The sequence below is a fragment of the Microbacterium sp. NPDC089189 genome (genome assembly GCF_040685095.1).
In the GTDB taxonomy this organism is placed as follows: Bacteria; Actinomycetota; Actinomycetes; order Actinomycetales; family Microbacteriaceae; genus Microbacterium.
Window position 1 is genome coordinate 1 of sequence record NZ_JBFBHG010000030.1, and the last position, 20,603, is coordinate 20,603.

Below are 20,603 nucleotides of genomic sequence, written 5' to 3' on the forward strand. Positions count from 1 at the left end.
CCGCGATGTGCGCTCGGCGACGGGATGTGCGCTCGGCGGATGGAGGGCGCGCGGGACGGCGCAGCGGAAGAGGCGGGGGTCAGCGGACGACGGCGGCCTGGGGGGACGACACGTCGTAGACGGCGACGCCGTCGGGCGGGCGCGCCGCCATGAGCGGCTGCAGCACGCGGGCCTTCAGCGCCGACTGGTCGGCACTCCCCCAGACGACCTGCGCGTTGGCCGCACCGAGTGTGATCGTGACGTCGTGCGCGGAGCCCGCGGTGACCGCGGTGACCTGGGTGCGCAGATCCGCCGGGAGCGCGCGCATCACCTGACCGGCCGCGGCGAACGCCTCCGAGCCGATGCCGCCGGCGGCGTCGACGATCGGGTATCCCACCGGAGGCTCGGGCGTCGTCGAGAGCACGACGCCGGCCGCATCCACCAACGCGTATCCGGCCGCCGAGGACACCACGCCGATCGGGGTGCGTTCCACGATCCGCACGATGAGATCGTGCGGCGGCTGCGCCTCCAGCGTGTACGTCTCGACGAGGGGGAACGCGACGAGAGCGGCTTTCACGGCGGACTCGTCGATCGCGGCGAGCGGCGTGCCGACCTGCCCCGACAGCGCGGCGGCGACCTCGTCCGCGTTCAGCTGCTGCGTGCCGACGACCCGCACCTGCTCGACCGCGAACAGCGGACTGTAGGCCGCGCCGACGGTGGCGGCGGTCAGCAGCACGAGGGATGCGGCGACGCCCGCCCACACGATGCGGCGGCGGCGCTGGCGCACCGTGAACCGTCGCACCTCGGCGCGGAGCGCCTTGCGCCGCGCACGGGACGCCCGCCACACGTCGCGGAGCCCGACCGGCCCCGTGGTGGCCTCCGGCTCCGCCGGCTCGGCGGTCGCGGCGGCGCCGTCAGCGGGAGTTCCGGGGCGCGACTCCCCCGCCGTCGCCGTGGGGAAGAGCGGGGCGATCGGCGCCGTCTCCTGCTGGTCCGCGTCGCGCTCGGTCACGGACGCATCCGCCCCCGGGGAGACGGGAGACGCGGCCGGCTCGGACGTCGCCGCCGGACGGCGACGGAGCGGCTGGTCGGCGTCCGCCGTGGGCCGTCCCGGCGGCGGTGGCAGCGGCGCGGGCCGACGCATCCGCTCAGTGCCCCTCGGCTGCGGGCGCGAGCGCCTCGAGGACCTGCGGGATGATGCGGTAGACGTCGCCGCATCCGAGCGTGACGACGAAGTCGCCGTCGCGAGCGACCTCGGCGGTGTAGTCGGCCGCCTCCTGCCAGTCGGCCACGAAGTGCACGCGCGCCGCGTCGACGAAGGCGTCGCTGACGAGCGCACCGGTGACACCGGGGACGGGGTCCTCGCGGGCGCCGTAGACGTCGAGGACGACGGTGTGGTCGGCGAACTCCTCGAGCACGCGCGCGAACTCGCCCGACATCAGCTGCGTCCGCGAGTAGGTGTGGGGCTGGTGGATGGCGATGAGCCGCCCGTCGCCGATCACCGTCCGCGCCGCCGCGAGTGCCGCGGCGACCTCGGTGGGGTGGTGGGCGTAATCGTCGTACACGCTCACCCCGCGCGCGACGCCGTGCAGCTCGAAGCGGCGCACGGTGCCGGCGAACCCTTCGACCGCACGCGCGGCATCCGCGAGCGAGTGGCCGAGTTCACGGAGGACGGCGATGACGCCCGTGGCGTTGACGGCGTTGTGTGCGCCGGGGACGGCGAGCTGCACGCGCGCCTCGGCGCCGTCGGCCGACACCGTGAAGGCGACGGGGCCGTCGGTGGTGACCTCGGACAGCCGGACGTCGGCGCCCTCGTCGAGCCCGAAGGTCACGACGCGGTCGTGGGTGACGCGGGCACGGACCTCGCGGGCGCCCGGGTCGTCCGCCGAGATGACGACGGCCTCGCGCGCGGCATCCGCGAAACGGACGAAGCCGTCGAAGAAGGCGTCTCTGCTGCCCCAGTGGTCGAGGTGGTCGGGGTCGACGTTCGTGATGAGCGCGATCGAGGTGTCGTACAGCAGGAACGTGCCGTCGGACTCGTCCGCCTCGATCACGAACAGCTCGCCGGCGCCCGATCCGCTCGAGGCGCCCAGCTGCGCGATGACGCCGCCGTTGACGTAGTCGGGGTCCTCACCGAGTCCCCGGAGCGCGGTGACGACCATGCCGGTCGAGGTGGTCTTGCCGTGCGCTCCGGCGACCGCCACGAGTCGACGCCCGCCGATCAGCCAGTGCAGCGCCTGGGATCGGTGGATGACGGCGAGCCCGCGCTCCTTCGCCGTCACGAACTCGGGGTTCTCGGGCCAGATCGCGCCGGTGTGCACGACCGTGTCGGCGTCTCCCAGGTGCGCGGCATCGTGGCCGACGTGCACGCGGGCGCCCGCCGCGGCCAGGTCCTGCAGCGCGGCACTGTCGGAGCGGTCCGAACCCGACACGCGGATGCCGCGCTCGAGGAACATGCGCGCCAGGCCCGACATGCCGGAGCCGCCGATGCCGATGAAGTGCGCCGAGATGATGTCGGCGGGGATGGGAAGGCTCAGGTCCGGTCTGATCATGGCCTCCCGATTCTACGTTCCGCCGCGCGGCGCGAGGTCTCGGCGCGCGGCACGCGTTGACGCGGCGGCGTCCGGCGCGCTACGAAAGACGGATGCCCCTGCACATCGATCCCGCCTCCGCCGTCCCGCCGTTCGAGCAGGTGCGGGCGGGGATCGTGGCGCAGATCGCGGCGGGCGAGCGCGGTGTCGGCTCGCGTCTGCCCACGGTGCGCGCGCTGGCGTCCGAGCTCGAGCTCGCCCCCAACACCGTCGCCCGCGCCTACAAGGAGCTCGAAGCCGCGGGCGTCATCGAGACGCGCGGGCGCGCCGGCACCTTCGTGAGCCTCGACGGGGACCCCGTCCACCGTGCCGGCCAGCGCGCCGCCGCCGAGTTCGTCCGCCGCATCCGCGATCTCGACATCGACGACGCCGCGGCGCGCGACCTCGTGGCCGAGGCGCTCCGGTCGTCGGACTGAGCCGGACGCCGCGCGTTCAGCGGGCGAGGGCGCGGTCGATCAGCGCGATGACGTTCTCGGTGCCGTGACGGGTGCCGGTCGTCGACGCGGCCGCGCGCAGGGCGTCGAGGCGTGCGTCGTCCTGCAGGAGCGGGACGACGTCGGCCCGTACGCGGTCACCGTCGAAGGCGGCGTCGTCGATGAGGATCGCCGCACCCGACGCGATCGCGGCCGCCGCGTTCAAGCGCTGCTCGCCGTTCCCGACGGCGTAGGGCACGTAGATCGCCGGGATGCCGAGTGCACTGATCTCGCTCACGGTGGCCGCCCCCGACCGGCTGACGACCACGTCCGCCACCGCGAACGCCAGGTCCATGCGGTCCACGTAGCGACGGAGCGCGTAGCCGGGGACGTTCGGGTCGGCGAGCTCCGACCGTTCGCCCGTGATGTGCAGCAGCTGCCACCCGGCGTCGAGCACGTCGCGCCAGGAGGCGGCGATCGCCTCGTTGAGTCGCTGCGCACCGAGCGATCCGCCGAAGACGAGCAGAACGGGCTTCGCGGGATCCAGGCCGAACGTGGCTGCGGCGTGCGCGCGCTGCGCGTCGCGGTCCAGCGTCACGATCTCGCGGCGGAGCGGCATCCCCACCACTTCTCCCCCGCGCAGCGGCGTTCCCTCGAACGCGACGCCCACCGCATCCGCGCGACGCGCACCGAGCACGTTGGCCAGACCGGGTCGGGCGTTGGCCTCGTGGACGACGAACGGCACGTGCTCGCGGCGCGCGGCGGTGTACGCGGGCGCCGCGGCGTACCCGCCGAACCCGATCACGACGTCCACGCCGTGCGCGCGGATGTGGCCGCGTACCTGGCCCACGGCGCGGCGCCAGCGCACCGGGAATCCGACCGCGGCCTTGTTGGGGCGCCGCGGGAAGGGCACCTTGTCGACGATGAGCAGCTCGTATCCCCGGGCCGGCACCAGCCGCGCCTCGAGACCCTCACGCGTGCCGAGCACCAGCACCTCCGCCTCGGGGTCGCGGGCGCGGAGCCCGTCGGCCACGGCGAGCAGGGGGTTCACATGACCGGCGGTGCCACCGCCGGCGAGAAGATACGTCGTCACCGGGGAAGTCTGCCACGCACCGGCTGGGTGACCGATGCAGCGGTGCGCACCGGGAGTGTCCGGGCGAACGACAGCAGCACCCCGCAGGCGAGCAGAACCGACATGAGCGATGTCCCTCCCTGCGAGAGGAACGGCAGCGGCACGCCGAAGACGGGGAGCAGACGCAGGACGACGCCGACGTTGAGCAGCGCCTGGCCGACGATCCACACCGTGATGGCGCCCGCGGTGATCCGCACGAACGGGTCGTCGGTCTTGCGGACGATGTGGAAGGCGCCCACCGCGAACAGGGCGAACAGCACCAGCACGACGACGCAGCCGATCAGACCGAGCTCCTCGCCGACGATGGCGAAGATGTAGTCGTGCGCGGCGGCGGGCAACCAGCTGTACTTCTCTTTCGAGTTGCCCAGGCCCAGCCCGAAGACACCGCCGCCGGCGAGTCCCCAGATGCCGTGGAGCGGCTGGTAGCAGTCGCCGAAGTAGTCCGCCAGGCAGTCCTCGTTGAGGAAGCTCATGTAACGGCGCATGCGGTCGGGGCTGCTGACGGCGAAGTACGCGACGCCGCCGGCGAACAGCACGAGCGGCAGCAGGAACACGCGCAGCTTCACACCGGAGAAGAAGAGGGCCGCGAGCAGGATGAGCACGAGGATCATCGCCGTGCCCAGGTCCTTGCCGGCCATGACCGTGCCGATGACCGCGATGCCGACCGGGATGGCGGGGATGAAGACGTGGCGCCAGTCCGCCAGCAGGGTGCGTTTGCGGTAGAGGATGAACCCCAGCCAGATCGCGAGCGTCACCTTGAGGAACTCGGAGGGCTGCGCCTGGAGCCCCGCGATCGAGATCCAGTTGCGGTTGCCGTCGTTGTCGATGCCGAGCGGGGTGAACACGAGCATCTGGAACAGTGTCGCCAGGATCAGCGCCGGCCACGCCATGCGCTTCCAGAACGACACCGGGAACCTCGAGGCGAGGAACATCAGCGGGATGCCGATCGCCGCGAACACGGCCTGCTTGAGCATCGTGTCGTACGGCCCGCCGCCGGCGTCCTCCGACGTCGCGGAGGTGGCCGAGAGCACCATCACGAGACCGAAGACGGTGAGGATGAGCGCCGTCGACGCGATCAGCAGGAACTCGCTCGGGACGGGGGCGAACACCCGCCCCAGCGAGACGCGCGCGGCGAGACCGCTGCGAGGCTGCTCAGGCTCCGGCGGGACCGGTCTGGTCCGAGTCGTGTCGACCACCCGCATCCCTTCCGATCCGATCCCGTACCGCGTCCGCGAATCGCGTTCCCCGGTCCGAGTAGGACGCGAACTGGTCGAAGGATGCCGCGGCGGGAGCGAGCAGTACGACGTCCCCGTCACGGGCGACCTGCGCCGCCAGTTCGACGACCCGTGCCATGACGTCTTCAGTCTCGGTGGCAACCACCTCGAAGACGGGAACCGCGGGCGCGTGTCGCGCGAACGCCGCCACGATCTCGGTGCGATCGCGCCCGATCACGACGGCGGCCGATGCGTGAACGCCGCGCGTGGCGACGAGATCGCTGATGTCGACGCCCTTGAGCTGCCCGCCGACCACCCAGACGGCGCCGGGGTAGGCCGCCAGCGACGACGCGGCCGCGTGGGGGTTCGTGGCCTTGGAGTCGTCGACCCAGGTGACCCCGCCGTGGACGGCGACGATCTCGATGCGGTGCGGGTCGAGCCGGAACGCGGTCAGGGCGTCGTGGATGGCCACGGGAGCGACTCCCACGGCCCGCGCGAGCGCCGCGGCCGCGAGGACGTTGGCGACGATGTGCGGGGCGGCGAGGTTCTGCTCGGCCAGCTCGGCGACGGTCGTCAGCTCCAGGGCGCTGGCGTGACGCTCGTCGTGGAACGCCCGGTCGACGAGGATCCCCTCGACGACGCCCAGATCGCTCGGCCCCGGCACGCCCAGGTCGAATCCGACGGCGCGCGCGCCCTCGACGACGTCGGCCTCCTCGACCATGCGCTGCGTCGCCGCATCCGCCTTGTTGTAGACGCAGGCCACGCGGGTGTTGCGGTAGACCACGGCCTTCGCGTCGCGGTACGCCTCGAACGAGCCGTGCCAGGCCAGGTGGTCGTCGGCCAGGTTCAGGCAGACGCTCGCGAGCGGCGACACCGGTTCCGGCCCCTGCTGCAGCGACAGGTACCAGAGCTGGTGGCTCGACAGCTCGACCACGAGCACGTCGAAGCCGGACGGGTCGCGGACGGCGTCGAGGATCGGCACCCCGATGTTGCCGCACGGCGCGGCGCGGAGGCCTCCCGCCACCATCATCGTGGCGGCCAGGCGCGTCGTGGTGGTCTTGCCGTTCGTGCCGGTCACCAGCACCCATTCGGCGGCGGAGCCGTCGGCGCGCGGCACCTTGTCGCGCACGCGCCAGGCCAGTTCGATGTCGCCCCAGAGCGGCACGCCGCTCTCCCGCGTCCAGGCGATGAGCGGATGCGTAGGCGCGAACCCGGGCGAGGCGATCACGAGCTCGGGCTCGTGCGCACGGAGGGCGTCGGGCACCTCGTCGAGCGAGCCGGTCCACAGCTCCACGCCGATCACAGGCAGCAGACGCGCGTACTCGGCATCCGCGCTCTCACTGATCACGAGCACGCGCGCCCCCAGCTCGGCCAGGGTGTCGGCGACCGAGAAGCCCGTGACCGAGAGCCCCAGGACGACGACGCGCAGATCCGACCAGTCCGCGTACCAGCTGGTCAGCGGGTCCAGGCGAGACGCGGTCACGACTGCACGAGCCATTCGACGTAGAACAGGCCGACCCCGGCGAGGGCGAGAAGGCCCGCGATCACCCACATCCGCACCACGATCGTGATCTCGGACCAGCCGCGCATCTCGAGGTGATGGTGCAGCGGGCTCATGAGGAACAGCCGCTTGCCGCGGGTGAGCTTGAAGTAGGCGCGCTGCAGGATGACGGATCCCGAGGCGATCACGTACACACCGGCGATGATCGCGAGGAGGATCTCGGTGCGGGTGAGGATCGCCAGCGCCGCGATCACGCCGCCGATCGACATCGAGCCGACGTCGCCCATGAACACCTGCGCCTTGGGGGCGTTCCACCAGAGGAACCCGACGAGCGCACCGATGAACGCCGCAGCGATGATCGCCAGGTCGAAGGGATCACGGGTCTGATAGCACGCGTTCTGGAGTCCGCGCTCGATGGCCCCGACGTCGCAGGGCTGCTTGAACTGCCAGAACGAGATGAGGGCGAGGGCGCTCGTGACGAAGATCGCCGAGCCGGCCGCGAGACCGTCCAGGCCGTCCGACACGTTGACGGAGTTGGATGTGGCGACGCCGAGGAAGGCGATCCAGGCGAGGTAGAGGATCCATCCGATCACCGCGCCGAGCGCCATGAACGACAGCACCGGGATGTCGCGGAACACCGAGATGAACGGGCTCGCCGGGGTCTGACCGTCGGCATTGGGGAAGTTCAGCGCGACGATGCCGAACGGCACGACCACGATGACCTGCCCGAGGATCTTGCGCCATCCGCTGAGACCGAGCGAGTTCTGCCGGCGCACCTTCATGTAGTCGTCGATGAAGCCGACCGCGCCGAATCCGATCATCATCCAGATGACGAGCAGACCCGAGATCGTCGGAGGGTTGCCCCCCGCGTAGGTGCCGATGAAGTAGCCGACGAGCGTGGCGACGATGAAGATCGTGCCGCCCATGGTGGGCGTGCCGCGCTTCGCACCGTGGCTGGGGTTGTGCACGTTCTCGGGGGTGCGGATGACCTGTCCCCAGCCCCACTTGCGGAACAGCCGCAGGATGACGGGCGTCAGGAACAGCGTGAATGCCAGCGAGATCGCCGCCGCGGTCAGAAGTGATCTCACGAGAACGATTCTCCTAGACGGTCGCCGAGGAACCGGAGCCCGGCGGAGTTGGACGACTTGACCAGCACGCGGTCGCCGTCGCGCAGCTCGCCCATGAGGTACTCGTACGCGCTGTCGGCGTCGGCGAAGAAGACGACCTCGTCGCTCCACGAGCCTTCGGCGACGGCGGCGAGGAACATCCGCCGCGCGGCGTCGCCGATGACGACGATCCGCGGGATGCGCAGGCGCACGGCCAGCTCGCCGATGCGGTCGTGCTCGTCGCCCGCGTACTCCCCCAGCTCGCTCATCGCACCGAGGACGGCGACCATGCGCTGCCCGGGCTCGGTGATCTGCGCGAGGGTGCGCAACGCCGCCGACATCGAGTCGGGGCTGGCGTTGTAGGCGTCGTTGATGATGCGCACGCGGTCGGACCCGAGCGGCTGCATGCGCCAGCGTTCGGCGAGCTCGACGGCCTCCAGGCGGGCGACCGCGTCGTGCACCTCGACGCCGAGGGCGGTGGCGGTGGCCAGAGCCGCGAGGGCGTTCATGACGTGATGCGCGCCGAGGACGCGCAGCGAGACGGGGACGGAGACACCGTCGAGGTGCAGCACGAACTGTGTGCCCGACGCGGTCACCTCGATGTCGGTGGCCCGGACCTCGGCCTCGGGCGAGGTGCCGAACCAGCGGACGGCGAGCCCGCCGTCGGCCGCGATCGGCGCCATGTCGCGGACGCGGGCGTCGTCGGCGTTCAGGACGGCGAGGCCCCCGGGGCGTACCGCGCGCACGAGCTCGGACTTGGCGTGGAACGTGGCCTCGATGCCACCGAAGCCGCCCGCGTGGGCCATGCCCACCATGAGGACGACGCCCACATCCGGCTGCACGAGCCCGGCCAGCCGCGCGATCTCGCCGGGCGCGCTCGCCCCGAACTCGCTCACGAGGAACCGGGTGTCCCGGGTGACCCGCAGCATGGTCAGCGGTGCGCCGACCTCGTTGTTGAACGATGCCCGAGGGGCGACCGTCGGGCCCTCGGGCTCGAGGATGCGGGCGAGCAGGTTCTTGGTCGTGGTCTTGCCGTTCGAGCCCGTGATGCCGACGATCCGGAGCATGCCCTCGTCGCGGACGGTGCGGACCACGTGCCGGGCGAGATCGGCCAGGGCGACGATCACGTCGGCGACGACGATCTGCGACACGCGTGCATCGACGGGGCGCTCGACGATGGCGAGCACGGCCCCGGCGGCGACCGCCGTGTCGACGAACAGGTGACCGTCGGTGACCTCGCCGGGCTTGGCGACGAACACGTCGCCCGGTCGGATCTCACGGGAGTCGGTGTCGACCATCCCGCTGACGAGGGTGTCGACCGTGTCGTCGCCCGCCAGCTGGAGGGTGCCGCCCAGGACAGCGGCGATGGAGGAGAGTGTGAGTGCGATCATGTCGTGGAGCGGCCGACGCTCATCCGGTCTTGGGCAGCAGCGTCGGCTGCGAATCGGATGGCATGACCCGGAACGTCTTCAGAACCTGGGTCATCGCCTGCTGGAATGCCTCGGCGTTGGCCGCTGACGACCTTACCCCAGTGGGCTGGTCGAGGGTGACGGCGACGACGTACTGCGGGTCGTCGGCGGGCGCGAAGCCGATGAGGGTCGTGAAGTAGACGCCGCTCTTGTAGGTGCCGTTCTCGGCGACCTCGCCGGTACCCGTCTTGCCGGCGAGGCGGTAGCCCGACACGGCGACCGCCTTGGACAGACCGCCCTGCACCAGCACGTTCTCGAGCATCTGCTGCACCTGCTGCGCGGTCGACGCGCTCACCACCTGGGTGGCGGGTCCGGGATCGGTCTGCGACACCGTGCCGTCGGGCGCCGTGCACGACTCCACGAGGGAGAGCGGCACCTTGAGCCCGTCGTTGGCGATCGACTGGTACGCGCCGACGAGCTGGGGCAGCGTCGTCGACAGACCCTGCCCGAACGAGGTGTTGTAGAAGGTCTGGCTGTCCCAGTCCGAGGCGGGGTAGAGCACACCGGTCGCCTCGCCGGGGAAGCCGACGCCGCTGACCTGGCCGATGCCGAAGCGCTGCAGGTAGTCGTACCGCGTCTCGGCGGGCACCATCTCGGCGAACTTCGAGATGCCGACGTTCGACGAGTCGATCAGGACGCCCGCGAGCGTGTAGTTGGTCGCACCGTGCGAGATCGCGTCGGACACGCGCGCGCCGTTCGGGAACGTCTCCCGACCCGATGCGGTGATCGTGGAGGTCGGCGTCGCCGCCCCGGTGTCGATGACGGTGGCGGCGCTCAGCGCCTTGAAGGTCGATCCGGGTTCGAACGTGCCGCGGAAGATCCGGCTGGAGCGATCGCTCTCACCGGTGGCAGAGACGTTGTTCGGGTCGACGGTGGGGTACTCGGCGGCGGCGCGGATCTTGCCGGTCGCCACCTCCACGACCATGATCTGGCCGTGCTGGGCGCCCTGGTTCTGCGTCTGCTCCGCGATGAGCTGCTGCAGGTAGTACTGCAGGTCGCGATCGATCGTGAGGCCGAGCGTGCCGCCGTCGACGGCCGGCGTCTCCGTCTCGGTGCCCGGGATGATGACGCCGTCCTTGCCCCGCTGGTAGCTGCGTTCACCGTCGGTGGGCGCGAGGCACGATTCCTGGGCGGACTCCAGACCCTCCAGGGGCTCACCGTCGGAGCCGACGAATCCGACGAGGTTGCCCGCGACCGCGCCGTCCGGATAGGTCCGTGCGGGATGCGGGGTCATGGTGAGGTACGGGAGCCGCAGATCCGCGAGCGCCCGGTACTTCTCGGTCGACAGCCCCTTGGTCAGCAGGGCGTACTGCGACGACGGGTTCGTCGCGAGGGCGTCGGCCACGATCTGCTGCACCTGCTCGGAGGTCTGCCCCGTGATCGCCGCGATCTCGCCCGCGATCACGGGCCACTCGATCTCCGTCTCGACCCCGGCCTCGTCGGTGCGCTCGATCGGACCCACGTTGCTGGGGTCGAGCTGCGCGTCGTACTGCAGGATGCTGCCGGCGAGCGTGTCGCCGTGGGTGTCGACGATCGATCCGCGCGTGCCGTACAGCGTGTTGCCGCCGCCCATCGCGATGTCCAACGAGTCGTCGATGTGCTCGCGCGCGTTCACGACCTGGATGTCGACCAGCCGGAAGATGAAGACGACCAGCACCGCCAGGACGACGGCGAGGGCGACGACGGTGCGGCGACGGGGGCTGCGGGTGCTTCGCGTCGTCATGTACTCAGTGTGTCGCGGGCGTGGGCAGACCGTCGGTCAGTGCCGGGGGTGTCGCCGGATCGCCCGCCTCATCCACCACCGGAGGGGCCTGCACACCGTCGATCGTGGCGTCGGGCGCGGTCACCAGCGGCGTGTCGGTGATGAGCGAGTTCGCCACCGAGCCACGGCTGAGCGGATCGATGGAAGAGGTGTACACCGACGCGAGCTGGCTGCCGAGCACGGCGCCGTCGCTCAGACGCAGGTAGCTCGGCGACTCGTTGATGACCATGCCCAGTGCCGCCGCGTTGGCCGCGAGGTACTGCGGCGAGCTGAGGCCGGCGACCTCGTCGTACAGGATCTGCTTCTGCCAGGTGAGCTCGCGCTGCTGCTGGGTCAGGGTGGCGAGCTCGAAGGAGCTCTGCGTGGAGAGCACCGAGAACAGCATCTGGGTGGCCGCGATCGCGAGGGCGCCGGCCACGGCGATGATGCCGTAGACCATGCGCGGACGCCGTCGGCGCGCGGGGGCCTCGACGGGGCGCAGCGCCCGCTCGGGAGAGCGTCGTCCGGTCTCCTCTTCGAACGGGACCGGCTGGAACAGCGGTGCGGCCGTCGACGTCGCGATGCTCATGCGGTCTCCCGGAGTCGTTCGGCGGCACGAAGACGCACAGGCGTCGCGCGGGGGTTGCGGGCGCGCTCCTCGTCGGAGGCGAGTTCGGCGCCCTTGACGAGCAGCCGGAAGCGAGGAGCGTGCTCGGGGAGCTCGACGGGAAGACCCGCGGGCGCGGTCGACGAGCTCGCGGCGGCGAGCTCACGCTTGACGAACCGGTCCTCGAGCGACTGGTAGCTGAGCACGACGATCCGTCCGCCGACCGCGAGCAGGTCGAGGGCGGCGGGAAGGGCGCGGTCGAGAGCGGCGAGCTCTTCGTTCACCTCGATGCGCAGCGCCTGGAACACGCGCTTGGCGGGGTGACCGGCGTTCTGCAGCGCGGCCGGCGTCGCGGCGTCCAGGATCGCGACGAGGCGGCCCGAGCGATCGATCGGCGCGTCCGCGCGGGCGGCGATGATGGCGCGGGCGTAGCGGCCCGAGAGCTTCTCCTCGCCGTACCGCTCGAAGATGCGCCGGAGCGCGCCCTCGGAGTACGTCGCCAGGACGTCGGCTGCGGTCGGACCGGTGGACTGGTCCATGCGCATGTCGAGCGGTGCGTCCTTGGCGTACGCGAAGCCGCGGTCGGCCTCATCCAGCTGCAGCGACGACACACCGAGGTCGAAGAGGATGCCGTCGACGCGCGGGTATCCGGCGCCGCGCACCGCGTCGCGGATGCCGTCGTACACGGTGTGCACCAGGTCGGTGCGGTCGGCGAAGGGCGCGAGACGCTCCCCCGCGATGCGCAGGGCGTCGGTGTCGCGGTCGAGTCCGATGAGGTGCAGGTCGGGGAAGCGCTCGAGGAACGCTTCGCTGTGACCGCCCATGCCGAGCGTGGCGTCGACGAAGACGGCGCCCGGACGCTCGATGGCCGGCTGCAGCACCTCGATGCAGCGCTCGAGGAGGACGGGGGTGTGGATGTCGCGGAGGTTCATGATGCGGGGACCTCTCCCTCGGTCCTGATCCCCATCCGCTCCGACCTGACACCGGGGAAGTGTGTCAGGGCTCGAGCGGCTGGGAATCAGGGCCGAGGGCTCAGAACAGGCCCGGGATCACCTCCTGCTCCATCTCGGAGTACACGGACTCGTTGCTCTCGGCGTAGGAGTTCCAGGCCTCGGCATCCCAGATCTCGGCGTGTGCGCCGACACCGGTGACGACGAGCTCGCGACCGAGACCGGCGTAGCTGCGCAACGCCGGCGGGATGGTGACGCGGCTCTGCCCGTCGGGCTTCTCGGCGCTGGCTCCCGACAGGAACATGCGCAGGAAGTCGCGCGCCTGCTTGTTCGTCAGGGGCGCTTCGCGGATGCGGTCGTGCACGCGCTCGAACTCGGCGGTGCTGAAGACGTAGAGGCAGCGGTCCTGCCCGCGGGTGATCACGACGCCGTCGCCCAGATCATCGCGGAACTTGGCCGGCAGGATGACGCGACCTTTGTCGTCGAGCTTGGGGGTGTGAGTACCCAGCAGCATTCGCGCATCCCCCCTCCTTCGTCCGGCCCACGTGAGGTATCCACCACTTTACTCCACTTCCCTCCACTTCACTACCCAATGCGCGTGAAAACTGGGCGCGCGCTCCCCCGGCCCGGGCGCACGAAAAAGCGCCGACCCCGAAGGGTCGGCGCTTTCAGAGAAGAAGCGGGATCAGCTGCCGTCTTGGCGGCGGTCCCATCGGTCGTTCATCCGGTCCATGAAGCTCGTGGAGCGGGGCGTGGCGCCCGCCTTCTCACGGGGCTCCGACGCCGGCCGGGCGACCTTCGTCGGGGTGACCGCGAGGACCACGCCGCCGAGCATCACGACGAAGCCGATGACGCCGACGACGATGAGCTGCGTCGAGAGTCCGACGATCAGCCCGCCGAGACCGGCGAGCACCAAGATGGCGCCATAGACGATGTTGCGATAACTGAGGACGCGATCGCCCTGCGGAGCGCTGACAACATCGGCGTCATTACTCATGAGATGGCGTTCCATCTCGTCGAGCATGCGCTGCTCCTGTTCGGAGAGAGGCATTCGTCCCCCTAGGGTCCACGGCGATGCATGAAGTCTACGCGTCGCCCTGGGAACTAGGCTAGGCCCGTGTCGAGCACTGCAGACGCGATCGCGGCGGTTTCTCAGCGACTGGATACCTTCTTCCGTTCCGAAGCGGATGCGTCACGCCCTCTCGGGCCCGACGCGGCCGACTTCCTGGCGGCATCGGCGGCCGCCGTGACCGGCGGGAAGCGGCTGCGCGCACGCTTCTGCCTCACGGGCTGGCGGGCGATCGCGGAGCGGGATGCCCGCACCCTCCCCCTCCCCGACGCCCTCGTCAGCGCGGCGGCGGCGCTCGAGGTGTTCCACGCCGCGGCGCTCGTGCACGACGACCTCATCGACAACTCCGACACCCGGCGCGGCGCGCCCTCGGCCCACCGCCGGTTCGAGGCGTCGCACCGAGCAGCAGGATGGTCGGGGCCGGCCGAGCCGTTCGGCCGCGCGGCGGCCATCCTCTCGGGCGATCTGCTCGTCGCCTGGAGCGACGACCTGCTCGAGCAGGGGCTGCGGGGCGCGACGCCGGATGCGGCCTCATCCACGCGCGCCGAGTACGCCCGCATGCGACGGGACGTGACCGTGGGACAGTTCCTCGACATCGCCGAGGAGTCCGCCTTCACGACCCAGCCCGACGAGGTGCACGCCGAGCGCGCGCTGCGCGTGGCCTCCTACAAGTCGGCGCGGTACTCGGTCGAGCAGCCGCTGCGCATCGGCGCGGCCCTGGCCGGCGCGACCGCGACCCAGCTCGACGCGCTCAGCGCGTTCGGGCACCCGGTCGGCATGGCGTTCCAGCTGCGCGACGACGTCCTCGGCGTGTTCGGCGACGAGGCGCAGACGGGCAAGCCCTCGGGCGACGACCTGCGGGAGGGCAAGCGCACCGTGCTCATCGCCTACGCCCGCGAAGCGCTGCCCACCGGCGCGCGGCGGACGCTGGACGAGCTGGTCGGGGACCCGACGCTCGACGCCGGCCAGATCGCGTCGCTGCAGCAGACGATCGTGGACAGCGGCGCGCTGGCCCGTGTCGAGGACCTCATCACGGCCTACGCGCTCGAAGCGGACCGCGCCCTCTCGGGCACTCCGCTCGGGAACACCGCCGTGGGCGAGCTGCGGGACCTCGCCCGCGCCGCCACGTCGCGCGTGGCCTGAGCCCGGCTCAGCCGAGGGCGCGCGCGATCCGGCGGATCTCGCTCTTGCGTCCCTGCAGGAGCGCGACGATGGGGGCATCCCCGACGCTCTCCTCCGGCTCGAGCAGCCAGTCGATGGCCTCGTCGTCGCTGAAGCCGGCGTCCCGCAGGACGAAGATCGTGCCGCGGAGCGAGGTCAGCGGCTCCCCGTCGACGAGGAAGATGCTCGGCACCTGGAAGGTGCCGTTGCGACGCGAACCGATCAGGTAGCCGTCGTCCAGCAGGCGCCGCACGCGGCCGAGCGGCTCACCCGTCAGCTCGACGAGGTCGGGAAGGGTCAACCATTCGGTGGGGGTACGCGCGGCAGTCACCCCTCCATGCTCTCATCTCGCGGCTCTCCGTCGCGGCGCGTTCGTCGTCGCGCGCCGCCGCGGCGGAGACGCCGACATGACAGAGATCTCATCTTTCACATGCGTCACTTCCCTTGACTCGTGTCACAGCCGGGTGTCAGGGTTGCCGAACCCCCGGAAGGACGATCCCCCAGAGGAGAACGCCCATGACCACGCACGCTTTCGCACGCCCCCACGCCGCAGCCCTCGGATTCTCCGCCCTCGCGGGCAGTGTCGCCCTCTCGCTCGTGTCCGCCCCCGCGCCCGCGCACGCCGACGCCGGTGGCGCCCCGCGGACGCAGGCCGCGCCCCGACCCGCGACCACCCCCGTGCCGACGACGCACGTCGTCGCCGCGGGTGAGTCGGTGAGCGCGATCGCCGACCGCTACGGACTCGCCACCGCCGACGTGCTCGCGTGGAACGGACTCTCGTGGGCGTCCTCCACCATCCACCCCGGCGACGTCCTGCAGGTGGCGGCCCCCGCGGCTGCCGAGCCGACGCCCGCACCGACGGCTCCCGCCCCCGCGGCATCCGTGGTCGTCGTCGCCGGCGACACGGTCAGCGCGCTGGCCGCCCGGCACGGCACCACGACGCCCGCGCTCCTGGCGGCGAACGGCCTCACGTGGGACTCGATCATCTATCCGGGACAGACCCTGGTGCTCCCCGGCGGTGCTCCCGCATCCGCTCCCGCTCCCGCACCCGCCCCGGCGGCGGTCGCGCCGGCCCCGCCCGCGGCACCGGCGATCGAGCTCGACGCCGAGCAGCAGGCCAACGCCCGCGTGATCATCGCCGTCGGTCGTCAGCTCGGCGTCTCGGACCGCGGGATCGCCATCGCGCTGGGCACCGCCATGCAGGAGTCCTGGCTGCGCAACCTCGACTGGGGCGACCGCGACTCGCAGGGCCTCTTCCAGCAGCGTCCGTCCACCGGATGGGGCAGCATCGAGCAGGTGCGCGACCCCGACCGCTCCACGCGGGCGTTCTTCGGCGGCCCGGGCGACCCCAACGGCACGGCGACCCGGGGGCTGCTCGACATCGCCGGCTGGGAGGGCATGAGCTTCGCGGATGCCGCACAGGCCGTGCAGATCTCCGCATACCCCGACCGGTACGCACGCTGGGAGCAGCCCGCCACCACGTGGCTCGCCGTGCTCGGCTGATCACCGACCCGGCCGCATCCGCGGTGCGCCGCTGCCCGGGCTCACAGCGTCCGATCCGTAGACTCTCCTCGTGAGCACGAGCCAGCGCGCGGACCCGCTGATCGGCCGTCTGGTCGACGGCCGCTACCGCGTGCGTGCGCGGATCGCCCGCGGCGGCATGGCCACCGTCTACGTCGCGACCGACCTGCGACTCGAGCGACGCGTCGCCCTGAAGGTCATGCACGGCCATCTCAGCGACGACACCGTGTTCCAGAGCCGCTTCATCCAGGAAGCCCGTTCGGCCGCCCGCCTCTCCGATCCCCACGTCGTCAACGTGTTCGATCAGGGGCAAGACAGCGACATGGCGTACCTCGTCATGGAGTACCTGCCCGGCATTACCCTGCGCGAGCTCATGAAGGAGCAGCGGCGCCTGCCCGTGCCGCAGACCATCACGATCATGGATGCGGTGCTGTCGGGGCTCGCCGCCGCGCACCGCGCCGGCATCGTGCACCGCGACGTGAAGCCCGAGAACGTCCTGCTGGCCGAGGACGGCCGGATCAAGATCGGCGACTTCGGCCTGGCCCGCGCCACCACCGCGAACACCGCGAGCGGTCAGATGCTCCTCGGGACGATCGCCTACCTGGCGCCCGAGCTGGTCACCCGGGGCAGCGCCGATGCCCGCAGCGACATCTACGCGCTCGGCATCCTGCTCTACGAGATGCTGACGGGCGAGCAGCCCTACAAGGGCGAGCAGCCGATGCAGATCGCCTACCAGCACGCCACCGACTCGGTACCGCGCCCGAGCGCGAAGAACCCCTCGGTCCCCGAACAGCTCGACGAGCTCGTGCTGTGGGCGACCGAGCGCTCCCCCGACGCACGCCCGAACGACGCCGACGAGATGCTGCAGCGCCTGCGCGACATCGAGCGCGAGCTCGGGATCGCCCCTCAGGTGGCGCGCACCCTGGCCGTCGGGACGGCGATCGCCGACGACCGGCTGGACTCGGGCGAGCTGACCAAGGCCCTCCCGGCCGTCACCGCGGAACCCGCGGCGGCGCTCGATCCCGCCGACAACGCCACGCGTCTGCGCCAGCGGGCGCGGCGTCGTGCCGCGAAGGGCGGCTGGCTGTTCGTCATCGTGCTGCTGCTCGCCGCCCTCGCGGGCGGCACGGGCTGGTGGTTCGGCTCCGGCCCCGGATCCCTGGTGGCGGTGCCCGCCCTGGCGGGCACGAGCTTCGAGCAGGCCGAGAGCGCACTCGCCGACCGGGGCCTGCGGGCCGAACGCGGCGAGGAGTACAGCCTCGACGTCACCGCCGGCACCGTCATCCGCTCCGAGCCGGGCGGAGGCGAGCGGGTCGAGAAGGAGTCCGCGGTGCGCGTGATCGTGTCGATGGGGCCGCAACCCCACGATCTCGGCGCACTGGCCGGTGTGCCCGTCGACCAGGTGACCGCCACCCTGCAGCAGGCCAAGGTCACGGTCGGCGAGCCGTCATACGTCTTCACCGATGCGGCCGACGGCACGGTCGTCGCCGCATCGGCCGCACGCCCCTCGGGCGAGGCCGTGGACTGCGCCCAGGGATGCACCGTCTACGAGGGCGACAGCGCGGCGCTCACCGTCTCGCGCGGCCCCGTCCCGGATGTAAGCGGGATGAGCGTCACCGAGGCCACGCGGGTGCTCTCGGACCTCGGCTTCGACGTCGACTCGACCGAGGAGTTCTCGAGCGACGTCGCATCGGGCGTGGTCATCGGCATCGGTGCCCGCGCCGAGGGCGGCGACTGGCGCCCCGGTGACACCATGACCCTGCGCGTGTCGAAGGGACCCGAACTGTTCGAGGTTCCCGACGTCGAGGGCCGCACTCTCGAGGAAGCCAAGCGCATCCTGCAGAACGCGGGCTTCCGCGCGGGCTACGCCGCCTTCTGGGACACCGTGCCGCAACTGGCGAAGGTCGTATCGCAAGAGCCCGGCGACGATGCGGAGCGCCCCCGCGGCGCGACGATCACCCTCGTGCTCTCGATCACCGGCTGACCCGCGCCCGGCTTCTCTCCGCGCACACCGCGAAACGACGTCGCCGCACCCGTCAGACGGATGCGGCGACGTGCGGTGGGGCGACGCGTCAGCGCTTCTCGAGCTCCTCGGCCACGAGGAAGGCCAGCTCGAGGCTCTGCATGTGGTTCAGGCGCGGGTCGCACAGCGACTCGTAGCGGGTCGCCAGGCTGGCCTCGTCGATCATCTCGGAGCCGCCCAGGCACTCGGTCACGTCGTCGCCCGTGAGCTCGACGTGGATGCCGCCCGGGTGGGTGCCGACGGCGCGGTGCGCCTCGAAGAATCCGCGGACCTCATCCACGACGTCGTCGAAGCGGCGCGTCTTGTAGCCGGTGGGCGTGGTGATGCCGTTGCCGTGCATCGGGTCGGTGACCCACAGCGGCTTGGCGCCGGCGTCCTTGACCGCTTCGAGCAGCGGCGGCAGGGCGTCGCGGATCTTGCCCGCCCCCATCCGCGTGATGAAGGTGATGCGACCGGGCTCGCGCTCGGGGTCGAGCTTGTCGAGCAGCGCCAGCGCGGTCTCGGGCGTCGTGGACGGCCCGAGCTTGACCCCGATGGGGTTGCGGATCTTCGAGAAGTAGTCGATGTGCGCGCCGTCGAGGTCGCGCGTGCGCTCGCCCACCCACAGGAAGTGAGCCGAGGTGTTGTACGGGGTGCCGGTGCGCGAGTCGATGCGGGTCAACGGCCGCTCGTAGTCCATCAGCAGGCCCTCGTGGCCCGTGTAGAACTCGACGTGGCGCAGCTCGTCGAAGTCGGCGCCCGCCGCCTCCATGAACTTGATGGCGCGGTCGATCTCGTTGGCGAGACCCTCGTACCGCTGGTTGGCGGGGTTCGAGGCGAAGCCCTTGTTCCAGCTGTGCACCTCGCGGAGGTCGGCGAAGCCGCCCTGCGTGAACGCGCGCACCAGGTTCAACGTGGATGCGGCCGTGTGGTAGCCCTTGAGCAGGCGCTGCGGGTCGGGCTGGCGGGACGCCTCGGTGAAGTCGTATCCGTTGACGATGTCGCCACGGTAGGCCGGCAGCGTCACGTCGCCCCGGGTCTCGGTGTCGCTCGAGCGCGGCTTGGCGAACTGGCCCGCCATGCGGCCCATCTTGACGACGGGCATCGACGCGCCGTAGGTGAGCACGACGGCCATCTGCAGCACGGTCTTGATGCGGTTGCGGATCTGCTCGGCGGTGGCGCCGGCGTAGGTCTCGGCGCAGTCGCCGCCCTGCAGCAGGAACGCACGGCCGTCCGCGGCGCGCGCGAGGCGATCCTTCAGTCGGTCGACCTCGCCGGCGAAGACGAGCGGGGGCAGCGTGGCCAGCTCGGCGGAGACGGCGGCGACAGCATCCGCGTCGGCATACTGGGGCTGCTGCTTGATGGGCAGGGTCCGCCATTCGTCGAGCGCGTCAGGGGTCTGGAGCATCCCGTCAGTCTAGCGAGGGCGCGGGGTCCTCCGGCGCCGTCGTTACGGTGCCTCCGGCCCGGGCCGCGATGCGCTCCTTGGCCGACGATGCGTAGATGTCGTCGTACTGCTGGGCGCCCAGCCGCTGCAGCGCGACCATGATCTCGTCGGTGACCGAGCGCAGGACGTACCGGTCGCCCTCCATGCCCGCGAAGCGCGAGAAGTCGAGCGGCTCCCCGATGACGATCCCGACGCGTCCGATGCGCGGAAGCCGCTGCCCGATCGGCATCACCGTGTCGGTGTCGACCATCACCACCGGAACCACCGGCACCCGGGCCTCGAGCGCCATCCGCGCGATGCCGGTGCGCCCGCGGTACAGCCGGCCGTCCGGGCTGCGCGTGCCCTCGGGGTAGATGCCGAGCAGGTCGCCGCGGCCCAGAACCTGCAGACCGGTGTTGAGCGAGGCCTCCGACGCCTTCCCCCCGGAACGGTCGATGGGGATCTGACCCGTCGCCTTGAAGAAGATGCGCGTGGCCCACCCGCGCAGGCCCCGCCCGGTGAAGTAATCGCTCTTGGCGAGGAACGACATGCGCCGGTCGATCATGAGGGGCAGGAAGATCGAGTCGGCGAACGAGAGGTGGTTGCTCGCCAGGATCGCGGCGCCCTCGGCGGGGATGTTGCGACGGCCCACGGTCCACGGCCGGAAGATCGCCTTCACGATCGGTCCGATCACGATGTACTTCATGAGCCAGTAGAACAT

Annotated in this window: 19 protein-coding genes; 4 read left to right on the plus strand and 15 right to left on the minus strand. The window is 71.4% G+C overall.

Annotated features, from left to right (window positions below; translation table 11 throughout):
• Nucleotides 1-79 precede the first annotated feature (79 nt).
• Entirely contained in the window at nucleotides 80-991 is a 912-nt protein-coding gene (locus AB0N73_RS14450; RefSeq protein WP_363564682.1) for an FtsQ-type POTRA domain-containing protein, read from the minus strand.
• 136 nt (nucleotides 992-1,127) lie between these two features.
• Nucleotides 1,128-2,531: a UDP-N-acetylmuramate--L-alanine ligase gene (gene murC, locus AB0N73_RS14455; RefSeq protein WP_363564684.1), complete on the minus strand. Its 1,404-nt coding sequence runs from the start codon at nucleotides 2,529-2,531 to the stop codon at nucleotides 1,128-1,130.
• A 92-nt stretch (nucleotides 2,532-2,623) separates the two neighbouring features.
• Here murC and AB0N73_RS14460 point away from each other — a divergent pair, with 92 nt between their 5' ends.
• Nucleotides 2,624-2,986: a GntR family transcriptional regulator gene (locus tag AB0N73_RS14460; protein WP_363564686.1), complete on the plus strand. Its 363-nt coding sequence runs from the start codon at nucleotides 2,624-2,626 to the stop codon at nucleotides 2,984-2,986.
• Nucleotides 2,987-3,002: 16 nt separating this feature from the next.
• On the opposite strand, the gene AB0N73_RS14465 is transcribed toward AB0N73_RS14460, so the two are convergent.
• The 10 genes from AB0N73_RS14465 to AB0N73_RS14510 form a co-directional block, all read right to left on the minus strand.
• The gene (locus AB0N73_RS14465) at nucleotides 3,003-4,076 is read right to left on the minus strand and encodes a UDP-N-acetylglucosamine--N-acetylmuramyl-(pentapeptide) pyrophosphoryl-undecaprenol N-acetylglucosamine transferase (protein ID WP_363564688.1); all 1,074 of its coding nucleotides are present in this window, start codon (nucleotides 4,074-4,076) and stop codon (nucleotides 3,003-3,005) included.
• Nucleotides 4,073-5,317, minus strand: a complete 1,245-nt coding sequence (gene ftsW, locus AB0N73_RS14470; RefSeq protein ID WP_363564690.1) for a putative lipid II flippase FtsW — start codon at nucleotides 5,315-5,317, stop codon at nucleotides 4,073-4,075. The genes AB0N73_RS14465 and ftsW overlap by 4 nt, the downstream gene beginning before the upstream one ends.
• Nucleotides 5,268-6,827 (minus strand): UDP-N-acetylmuramoyl-L-alanine--D-glutamate ligase, encoded by a 1,560-nt coding sequence (murD, locus tag AB0N73_RS14475; protein ID WP_363564692.1) that lies wholly within the window; start codon nucleotides 6,825-6,827, stop codon nucleotides 5,268-5,270. The genes ftsW and murD overlap by 50 nt, the downstream gene beginning before the upstream one ends.
• On the minus strand, nucleotides 6,809-7,918 hold the full coding sequence (gene mraY / locus AB0N73_RS14480) for a phospho-N-acetylmuramoyl-pentapeptide-transferase (RefSeq protein ID WP_363564694.1): 1,110 nt from the start codon (nucleotides 7,916-7,918) through the stop codon (nucleotides 6,809-6,811). Before mraY ends, murD begins: the two co-directional genes overlap by 19 nt.
• Nucleotides 7,915-9,327: a UDP-N-acetylmuramoyl-tripeptide--D-alanyl-D-alanine ligase gene (gene murF / locus AB0N73_RS14485; RefSeq protein ID WP_363564696.1), complete on the minus strand. Its 1,413-nt coding sequence runs from the start codon at nucleotides 9,325-9,327 to the stop codon at nucleotides 7,915-7,917. Before murF ends, mraY begins: the two co-directional genes overlap by 4 nt.
• 19 nt (nucleotides 9,328-9,346) lie before the next feature.
• Nucleotides 9,347-11,128, minus strand: a complete 1,782-nt coding sequence (locus AB0N73_RS14490) for a penicillin-binding protein 2 (protein WP_363564698.1) — start codon at nucleotides 11,126-11,128, stop codon at nucleotides 9,347-9,349.
• A gap of 4 nt (nucleotides 11,129-11,132) precedes the next feature.
• Entirely contained in the window at nucleotides 11,133-11,735 is a 603-nt protein-coding gene (locus AB0N73_RS14495) for a hypothetical protein (protein ID WP_363564700.1), read from the minus strand.
• Entirely contained in the window at nucleotides 11,732-12,685 is a 954-nt protein-coding gene (gene rsmH / locus AB0N73_RS14500) for a 16S rRNA (cytosine(1402)-N(4))-methyltransferase RsmH (RefSeq protein WP_363564702.1), read from the minus strand. Before rsmH ends, AB0N73_RS14495 begins: the two co-directional genes overlap by 4 nt.
• Nucleotides 12,686-12,785: 100 nt before the next feature.
• Complete coding sequence (mraZ, locus tag AB0N73_RS14505; RefSeq protein ID WP_363564704.1) at nucleotides 12,786-13,217, minus strand: division/cell wall cluster transcriptional repressor MraZ; 432 nt, start codon at nucleotides 13,215-13,217, stop codon at nucleotides 12,786-12,788.
• Between the two features lie 171 nt (nucleotides 13,218-13,388).
• A complete protein-coding gene (locus tag AB0N73_RS14510) occupies nucleotides 13,389-13,754 on the minus strand; it encodes a DUF3040 domain-containing protein (RefSeq protein ID WP_363564706.1) in 366 nt (121 codons plus the stop codon).
• A gap of 66 nt (nucleotides 13,755-13,820) precedes the next feature.
• Between AB0N73_RS14510 and AB0N73_RS14515 the strand changes: the two genes are divergently transcribed.
• The gene (locus tag AB0N73_RS14515; RefSeq protein WP_363564708.1) at nucleotides 13,821-14,915 is read left to right on the plus strand and encodes a polyprenyl synthetase family protein; all 1,095 of its coding nucleotides are present in this window, start codon (nucleotides 13,821-13,823) and stop codon (nucleotides 14,913-14,915) included.
• A 7-nt stretch (nucleotides 14,916-14,922) separates the two neighbouring features.
• Here the strand turns inward: AB0N73_RS14515 and AB0N73_RS14520 are convergent, their stop codons facing one another.
• A complete protein-coding gene (locus AB0N73_RS14520) occupies nucleotides 14,923-15,264 on the minus strand; it encodes an Rv2175c family DNA-binding protein (protein WP_363564710.1) in 342 nt (113 codons plus the stop codon).
• A gap of 185 nt (nucleotides 15,265-15,449) precedes the next feature.
• Here AB0N73_RS14520 and AB0N73_RS14525 point away from each other — a divergent pair, with 185 nt between their 5' ends.
• Together AB0N73_RS14525 and pknB are read left to right on the plus strand one after the other, a co-directional pair.
• Nucleotides 15,450-16,436 carry a LysM domain-containing protein gene (locus tag AB0N73_RS14525; RefSeq protein WP_363564711.1) on the plus strand — a complete coding sequence of 329 codons (987 nt, stop codon included), beginning with the start codon at nucleotides 15,450-15,452 and terminating at the stop codon, nucleotides 16,434-16,436.
• Between the two features lie 70 nt (nucleotides 16,437-16,506).
• The gene (pknB, locus tag AB0N73_RS14530) at nucleotides 16,507-18,438 is read left to right on the plus strand and encodes a Stk1 family PASTA domain-containing Ser/Thr kinase (RefSeq protein ID WP_363564713.1); all 1,932 of its coding nucleotides are present in this window, start codon (nucleotides 16,507-16,509) and stop codon (nucleotides 18,436-18,438) included.
• An 88-nt stretch (nucleotides 18,439-18,526) separates the two neighbouring features.
• On the opposite strand, the gene AB0N73_RS14535 is transcribed toward pknB, so the two are convergent.
• Both AB0N73_RS14535 and AB0N73_RS14540 read right to left on the minus strand, forming a co-directional pair.
• Entirely contained in the window at nucleotides 18,527-19,864 is a 1,338-nt protein-coding gene (locus tag AB0N73_RS14535; RefSeq protein ID WP_363564715.1) for a class II 3-deoxy-7-phosphoheptulonate synthase, read from the minus strand.
• Nucleotides 19,865-19,868: 4 nt separating this feature from the next.
• Nucleotides 19,869-20,603 (minus strand): lysophospholipid acyltransferase family protein, encoded by a 735-nt coding sequence (locus tag AB0N73_RS14540; protein ID WP_363564717.1) that lies wholly within the window; start codon nucleotides 20,601-20,603, stop codon nucleotides 19,869-19,871.